Source organism: Streptomyces sp. NPDC047971 (assembly GCF_040653355.1).
Classification (GTDB): domain Bacteria; phylum Actinomycetota; class Actinomycetes; order Streptomycetales; family Streptomycetaceae; genus Streptomyces.
The window spans coordinates 48,339-55,980 of the sequence record NZ_JBEZNW010000044.1 but is presented as its reverse complement, the minus strand read 5'-3'; the positions used below and the strand labels follow the sequence as shown (position 1 = coordinate 55,980).

Annotated in this window: 7 protein-coding genes; 3 read left to right on the top strand and 4 right to left on the bottom strand. The window is 70.0% G+C overall.

Annotated elements, in window-relative coordinates:
* Nucleotides 1-87: 87 nt before the first annotated feature.
* From AB0D99_RS30325 to AB0D99_RS30310, 4 genes are read right to left on the bottom strand one after another with little or no spacing between them, the layout of a single operon-like run.
* Entirely contained in the window at nucleotides 88-807 is a 720-nt protein-coding gene (locus AB0D99_RS30325; RefSeq protein ID WP_362369325.1) for an ABC transporter permease, read from the bottom strand.
* 14 nt (nucleotides 808-821) lie between these two features.
* Nucleotides 822-1,733 carry an ABC transporter ATP-binding protein gene (locus AB0D99_RS30320; RefSeq protein ID WP_362369322.1) on the bottom strand — a complete coding sequence of 304 codons (912 nt, stop codon included), beginning with the start codon at nucleotides 1,731-1,733 and terminating at the stop codon, nucleotides 822-824.
* Nucleotides 1,730-2,626, bottom strand: a complete 897-nt coding sequence (locus AB0D99_RS30315) for an ABC transporter permease (RefSeq protein ID WP_362369319.1) — start codon at nucleotides 2,624-2,626, stop codon at nucleotides 1,730-1,732. Before AB0D99_RS30315 ends, AB0D99_RS30320 begins: the two co-directional genes overlap by 4 nt.
* The gene (locus AB0D99_RS30310) at nucleotides 2,623-3,582 is read right to left on the bottom strand and encodes an ABC transporter ATP-binding protein (protein WP_362369334.1); all 960 of its coding nucleotides are present in this window, start codon (nucleotides 3,580-3,582) and stop codon (nucleotides 2,623-2,625) included. Before AB0D99_RS30310 ends, AB0D99_RS30315 begins: the two co-directional genes overlap by 4 nt.
* A gap of 247 nt (nucleotides 3,583-3,829) precedes the next feature.
* Here AB0D99_RS30310 and AB0D99_RS30305 point away from each other — a divergent pair, with 247 nt between their 5' ends.
* From AB0D99_RS30305 to AB0D99_RS30295, 3 genes are all read left to right on the top strand, one after another.
* Nucleotides 3,830-4,675 (top strand): M24 family metallopeptidase, encoded by an 846-nt coding sequence (locus AB0D99_RS30305; protein ID WP_362369316.1) that lies wholly within the window; start codon nucleotides 3,830-3,832, stop codon nucleotides 4,673-4,675.
* Nucleotides 4,675-6,453 (top strand): SDR family oxidoreductase, encoded by a 1,779-nt coding sequence (locus AB0D99_RS30300; RefSeq protein WP_362369313.1) that lies wholly within the window; start codon nucleotides 4,675-4,677, stop codon nucleotides 6,451-6,453. Before AB0D99_RS30305 ends, AB0D99_RS30300 begins: the two co-directional genes overlap by 1 nt.
* A gap of 153 nt (nucleotides 6,454-6,606) precedes the next feature.
* Complete coding sequence (locus tag AB0D99_RS30295) at nucleotides 6,607-7,500, top strand: MerR family transcriptional regulator (RefSeq protein ID WP_362369331.1); 894 nt, start codon at nucleotides 6,607-6,609, stop codon at nucleotides 7,498-7,500.
* Nucleotides 7,501-7,642 lie beyond the last annotated feature (142 nt).

The window sequence follows — 7,642 nt, the reverse complement described above, 5'->3', positions numbered from 1 at the left end:
GGCCGGGGGGGGGGGGGGCCGCCGCCGGCCCCCGGGGGCGGGCCCCGGTTCGGGTCCCGGCCACGGGTTCACGACACCTGCTCGTTCCTACTCCTCGCCCGCCAGCTTCAGCGTCCGCAGCTTCTGGCCCGCGTACCAGGTCGCGAGGACCGTCACGCCGACCAGCAGCGCCACCGCCGTCGTCAGGCCGACGTCCGAGGTGACCAGGCCCTCACCGCTGACCTTCTGGGCGACCGCGAGCGCCCACTGCTGCACGCTGAGCGTCTTCGCCCCGGAGATCAGCGAGCCGAACAGGGCCTCCCAGACCAGCGCGTAGACCAGTCCGATGACCACCGCGTGGCGGCTGACCGTGCCGAGCAGCAGGAAGAGCGCGCTGTACGCGATGGAGGCGACCAGCGCCGCGACGGTGTAGGCCACCGCCACCTGCTGGCCGTTGCCGTTGAGGATCATGCCCGCGATGAAGGTGGGCACCGCGGAGAAGACCATGGTCACCGCGATCGCGACGATCAGCTTCGTGAAGATGATCGAGGGCCGCTTCACGGGCTTCGACAGCAGATAGACGATCGAGCCGTCGTCGATCTCCGGGCCGATCGCGCCCGTTCCGGCGATGACGCCGATCAGCGGCACCATCGTGGCGAGCGCGAACCCGCCGAGTACGTCGGCCGCGACCTGGTCGTCGGCGCCGTTGAACGCCCGTACCGCGGCGGCGATCAGAAGCAGGAGAGCGGGCAGCGCGAAGAGGATCAGCGCCCGCCGGCGGCCGAGCAGGGCCCGATAGGTGAGCCGGGCGACTGTGGGGTTGTACATCGGTCAGGCTCCTTTCAGGCCGAGACGAGGTACGAGAAGACCGATTCGAGGGACTCGTCCGAGGGCGAGACCGTCAGCAGCCGGATCCCCTGCTCCCGGGCGACCCGGGGCAGCAGTTCCGTGAAGCGACCGAAGTCCACCGCCTGGATGCGCAGGGCGCCTTCGGCGAGGTCGACCTCGATGCCGGCCGTGGACGGGTCGGCGATGAGCGCGGCCGCGAGCGCCCGGTCGTCGCTGGACCGGACGAGATAGCGGTGCGGCCGGTCCGTCATGAGCCGACGGATCTTGCGGAAGTCGCCGGAGGCGGCGTGCCGCCCGGCCACGATCACCTCGATGTGCGAGGCGAGCTGCTCGACCTCCTCCAGGATGTGCGAGGAGAAGAGGACGGTACGGCCGGCGGAGCCCATCCGGCGGAGCAGCTCCATCAGCTGCATCCGCTGACGCGGGTCCATGCCGTTGAAGGGCTCGTCGAGCAGGAGGACGGACGGGTCGTGGACGAGGGCGGAGGCCATCTTCACGCGCTGCCGCATGCCCTTGCTGTACGTCGCGATCTTGCGGTCCTGCGCGTACTCCATCTCCACGGTGGCGAGCGCGTGCTGGGCCTCCTTGGCGCCGAGGCCGTGCAACTCGGCGTTCGCGACGACGAACTCGCGCCCGGTGAGGAAGTCGTACATCGCCTCCCGCTCGGGCACCACGCCGATGTGCCGGTAGACCGACTCGTTGCGCCAGATCGCCTCGCCGTCGAGGGTGACCGTGCCCGTCGAGGGCTCCAGGAAGCCGCCCATCATGTTGATGAGGGTGGACTTCCCCGCGCCGTTGGGGCCGAGGAGGCCGGTGACGCCCGGGCCGATGGTCATCGTGATGTCGTTGACGGCCACGACGTTGCCGAACCACCGCGAGGTGTGGTCGATGTTGATCGTGCTCACAGCCCGACCTTTCGGTAGCGGCGCATCAGGACTCCGTACGAGCCGGCGATCAGCGCGAGGACGACCAGCAGGTAGAGCACGCCGACCCCGGTGCCGGGCGTGGCGGCCTCCCCGCCGGGGGCGGCGGTGGGCGCACCGAGGAAGACGTCCTGCACGCCGCCGATGAGGGTGATCGGCGAGAACAGGCCGATCCACTTGACGGCGCCGACGTTGTCCGTGCCGTAGGCGATGCCCTGGAGGGTGGAGACCGCGCCGTACGAGATCACCAGGACCGCGATGACGGCGGCGACGCCGAAGCCGCGGCGCGGGGTGAGCGCGGCCATGACGAGGCCGATGCCGCCGAAGAGCAGCGAGAGGAGCGTCACGGAGACGAGGCCCTGGCCCAGCATCTTCGTCTGCTCGGCGAAGTCCATCTTGGCGAGGAGCGCGCCGACCCAGAGGATCAGCAGCGGGGCGACGGTGAGGATGAACATCGCGGAGGCCATCGCACCGTACTTGGCGAGCACGTAGTCCACGCGCTCGATGGGACGGGCGAAGTAGAGCGGCATCGTCCGGAACCGCAGATCGCGGGAGACCGACTGCGGCGCCTGCGAGGCCAGGAAGATGGCGATCACCATCTGGAGGAAGATCGCGTACTGGGTGTACTCGATCGGCAGCTTCGACGACTTGGTGACGACCGCGACGGCGACGATGATCAGCGCGGGCACGCACATCACCGCGAACAGCAGCATCGGCAGCACCTTGGACTTGGCGCTGCGGCCCAGTCCGTACGCGCCCCTCAGCGACTGCGAGTACAGCGACCGGCGCGCGTACGCGCGGCCGAGGCGCACCCCGTCGTAGTTGCGGTAGCCGATGTTGTGGATCTGTGTGGTCTCGGGGGCCTGGGAGCTCATCGCGCCGGCACCTCCTCCTGCTTGGCGTCGGGGCGGAAGACCTCGGCGATGTGGTGCCGCCGCTGCTCCATCCGTACGAGTCCGAGGCCGAGGTCGGCGACGGTGTCGCGGACGAGGTCGTACGTGTCCTCGCCCTCGGCCTCCACCAGGAGGATGTGGCCGGCGCCGGGCAGCCCGTCCTCGACGCCCTCGTGGAGGGTGACGCCCGCGGCGGCGAGCGCGGCGCGCACGGCCTGGGCACCGTCGGGGTGGGTGTCGGAGTCGGTGACCTCGACCGCGAGGGTCGTGGTGATCTGCGTGAAGTCGCTGGTGGAGCTGGAGCGCAGCAGCTTTCCGCCGTCGATGACGACGACGTGGTCACAGGTGCGTTCGAGCTCGCCGAGGAGGTGGGAGGTGACGAGCACCGAGATGCCGAAGTCCGTCCAGACCCGCCGGATCAGGCCGAGCATCTCGTCGCGGCCCACCGGGTCGAGACCGTTGGTCGGCTCGTCGAGGAGGACCAGCTGCGGGTCGTGGACCAGTGCCTGGGCCAGCTTCACCCGCTGCTTCATACCGGTCGAGTAGCCGCCGATGGGGCGGTACCGCTCCTCGTACAGACCGACGTGGCGCAGGGTGTCGGCCGTCCGCTCCCGCGCCGCGGAGGCGGGCAGGCCGGACATCCGGGCCATGTGGACGACGAGCTCGGTCGCCGAGACGTCCGGCGGGAGGCAGTCGTGCTCGGGCATGTATCCCACGCGTTCCCGGATCTGGGCGCCGGAGGTGGCGACGTCCAGGCCGAGCACTTCGGCGCGGCCCTCCGTCGCGGGGGACAGTCCGAGCAGGATTTTGATCATCGTGGACTTGCCGGCTCCGTTGGCACCCACCAGTCCGGTCACACCGGGCCCGATGTCCAGGGAGAGCCGGTCGAGAGCGGTCACCCGGGGGAACCGCTTGCTGAGGCTTTCGGTGGCGATCACAGTCACGCCATAGACGGTAGTGGCGCACACCACAGCAGTCGTCAGCCCAACGGCTCGTTCTTTGTCCGACTCCAGGTGTACGGACCCGTAAGGGAGTCGCGACCAAAGTCGCTCGCCGGACCTCCGCGCCGAGTTTTCCACAGGCGTCCTGCACACCCCTTGACGCAGCCGCCGAGCATTGTCACATTCATCAGTGTCAAGTTACGACCGCGTAGCGCACGCATACGCTCACGGACGGGCGGGTGGCATGACCTCTGCAGTGACAAGCGAACCGACCGCGGAGCTGCGGGGGTTCAGGGAAGTCCAGCGCCTCTCCTACGAGTGCGCGGAGGCCGTCGCGGCCCAGCTGAAGCCGGGAGTGACCGAGCGCGAGGCCGCGAAGATGCAGCGGGACTGGCTGCACGAGCGGGGGGTGCGGGACTGGTTCCACCGGCCCTTCGCCTGGTTCGGCGACCGCACCGCCTTCGTCGACTTCAGGATCCCGCTCCAGTTCTTCCCCACGAACCGGCGCCTTGAGGCCGGGATGCCGTTCATCCTCGACATGGCCCCGGTGTACAAGGGCTACACCGCGGACATCGGGTACTCCGGCTGTCTCGGCCTCAATCCGGTCCACGACAAGCTCCTCACCGATCTGCGGGCGCACCGCGAGCTGATCCTGAGCGAGGTGCGCGAGCGCCGCTCCCTGCGCGAGATCTACGAGAACGTGGACCGGCTCATGGTCCGCCAGGGGTACGCCAACCGGCACCGCGCCTATCCCTTCGGCGTGATCGCGCACAAGATCGACCGGGTGAGGGAGCGCCGGTGGTCGCCCACGCTCTTCGGCTTCGGCACCCAGTCGCTGAAGGGGCTCGCGAGCGACGCGATACACGGCCATCGCGACGGCTGGTCGCCGCTGTGGTCGCCGTACAAGTTCTCCGACCATCCGCCCCGGCCGGGGCTGTGGGCGGTCGAGCCGCACCTCGGCTTCCGGGGTACGGGCGCGAAGTTCGAGGAGATCCTGGTCGTCACCGACTCCAAGGACCCCGAGCAGAGCGCGTTCTGGCTGGACGACGATCTGCCGCACGTGCGGCGCTGGAACGGGAGGGACGTGTGATGGCCGGGCTGAAGGGGGCGCGCGAGCGCTGGGTCCGTACGGGCGGGATCGAGCTGTGCGTCGCCGAACTGGGCGACGAGACCCGGCCGACCGTGCTGCTCGTGCACGGCTATCCGGACTCCAAGGAGGTCTGGTCGGAGGTCGCGCACCGGCTGGCCGAGCGTTTCCACGTGGTGCTGTACGACGTCCGCGGCCACGGCAGGTCCACGGCGCCCGCACCCCTGCGCGGCGGCTTCACCCTGGAGAAGCTGACGGACGACTTCCTGGCGGTCGCCGACGCGGTCAGCCCGGACCGGCCCGTCCACCTGGTGGGGCACGACTGGGGATCGGTGCAGTCCTGGGAGTTCGTGACCGTCCCGCGCACCGAGGGCCGGATCGCCTCGTTCACCTCGATGTCCGGCCCGTCCCTGGACCACTTCGGCCACTGGATCAAGCAGCGGATGACCCGGCCCACCCCGCGCAGGGTCGGCCAGCTCCTCGGCCAGGGCGCCAAGTCCTGGTACGTGTACATGCTGCACACCCCCGTCCTGCCCGAGCTCGCGTGGCGGGGCCCGCTCGGCAAGCGGTGGCCGAAGCTGCTCGAACGGGTCGAGAAGGTCCCGGCGGGCGACTATCCGACGCCCTCGCTGCCCCATGACGCGGCAAACGGCGCCTGGCTCTACCGGGACAACGTCCGGGCGCGGCTGAGCCGTCCGCGCGCCGACGCCTACGCGCACGCGCCGGTCCAGCTGATCACGCCGACCGGCGACGCCTTCCTGTCGGAGCGTCTCTACGACGATCTCGCCACCTGGGTGCCGGACCTGACGCGGCGCTCCCTGCCGGGCAAGCACTGGATCCCGCGCACCCGGCCCGATCAGTTGGCCTCATGGATCGGCGAGTTCGTCCGGGCGAACGAGGATCCGTCCACCAAGGCACCGAGGACCGCGGCGCAGAGCCCGGCGGATCCGGTGTACACCGAGCGGTTCGGCGGCCGGCTGGTTCTGGTGACCGGCGCCGCCAGCGGCATCGGCCGCGCCACGGCCTTCGCCTTCGCCGAGGCGGGGGCGCGGGTCGTCGCCGTCGACCGGGACGGTGAGGGCGCGGCGCGCACGGCGGAGATGTCACGGCTGATCGGAGCGCCCGAGGCGTGGGGCGAGACCGTCGACGTCAGCGACGAGCAGGCCATGGAGAAGCTCGCCGCGAAGGTGGCGAGCGAGTACGGAATCGTCGACGTCCTGGTCAACAACGCGGGCATCGGACTCTCCGGCTCGTTCTTCGAGACGACGACGGAGGAGTGGCAGAAGGTCCTGGACGTCAATCTCTGGGGTGTCATCCACGGCTGCCGGATCTTCGGCGGGCAGATGGCCGAGCGGGGCCAGGGCGGGCACATCGTCAACACCGCGTCCGCCGCGGCCTTCCAGCCCTCGCGCGCCCTGCCCGCGTACAGCACGTCCAAGGCGGCGGTGCTGATGCTGAGCGAGTGCCTGCGTGCCGAACTGGCCGGCCAGGGCATCGGAGTGTCGGCGATATGCCCCGGCATCGTGAACACCAACATCACCGCGACGGCCCGGTTCGCCGGAGCGGACGAGGAGGAGCAGAAGCGCCGCCAGAAGAAGGTCTCCCGCCTCTACGGCCTGCGCAACTACCCGCCGGAGAAGGTCGCGGACGCGATCCTGCGGGCGGTGGTGCGCAACCAGGCCGTCGTCCCCGTCACCCCTGAGGCACGCGGCGCCCACGTCCTGTCGCGGCTCGCGCCGAGGGCGCTGCGGGCGATAGCCCGGCTGGAGCCGCCGGCGTGAGCCGGCGGTCGTACCATCCCTCGTAGCCGGAGCAAGCGGGTGGGAGCGGGTTTGTCGGAGCAGTCAGCACAGGCGGGGCAGACCGGGCCTTCGGGGCAGGCCGGGCCGGCCGGGCCGTCGTCCGGGGGCGGGCGGGCCCCGTCGGAGTACCGGATCGAGGACCTGGCCCACCACAGCGGCGCCACGGTCCGGACGATCCGCGCCTACCAGGATCGCGGTCTGCTGCCCCGGCCGGAGCGCCGGGGCAGGTCCAATGTGTACGGGGACACGCATCTGGCCCGGCTGCGACAGATCGCCGACCTCCTGGACCGCGGCTACACCCTGGCCTCCATCAAGGAGCTGCTGGAGGCGTGGGACGCCGGGCGCGGGCTGGGCGGTGTGCTGGGTCTGGTCGCCGAGGTCGACGGTCCGTGGACCGACGAGAAGGCCGACCGGATCTCCCGGGCGGAGCTCGACGCCACCTTCGGCGGAAAGCCCGACGAGGACGCCATCCGGGAGGCGATCGAGCTCGGGGTGCTGGAGCGGGTGCCCGACCGGGAGGACGAGTTCCTCGTTCCGAGCCCCCAAGAGCTGGCGGTGGCGGCGGAGTTGTACGAGGCGGGTGTTCCGCTCCAGGCAATCTCCGGTCATCTGAGGGAGCTTCGGGTCCAGGTCGAGCACATCGCCTCGCGTTTCCTGGAGTTCACCACCGAGCACGTCTTCGCGCGCTATCTGGAGCACCGTCCGCCGACGGACGCGGACGCGGCCGAGGCGGCGACGATGGTGCGCAGGCTCCGGCCGCTCGCCCAGCAGACGGTGGACGCCGAACTCGCCCGTGCGATGCGGATGTTCGCGACTCGTCATCTGCAGCAGCACCTGTCCGCCGAACCTCCGAAGGTGCGGGACGAGGAGCCCCGCCCGGTGGCGCTTCCGGCGGGAACGATTCGGGCCGTTCAGCGGCTCGTTGGCGTGGAGAACGTGTCGGCATTCATCACGGCCGCGGCCGAACGTGAGGTACAGACAAGGACATTGGACACGCTCGCCTCAAATCCCCCACATGGAAACTAAGTAGCCCAATTACCCCTAAAGGGAAGAGGTGTTGTCCACAGAATCGCCAATTCCCCTGTGGATAACTCGACTTGACTGTGGATCAAACATCCGTGCCTCAATTCAATGGCCCGGCCGAGGAGAGCTCCGGCATCCTGACGCC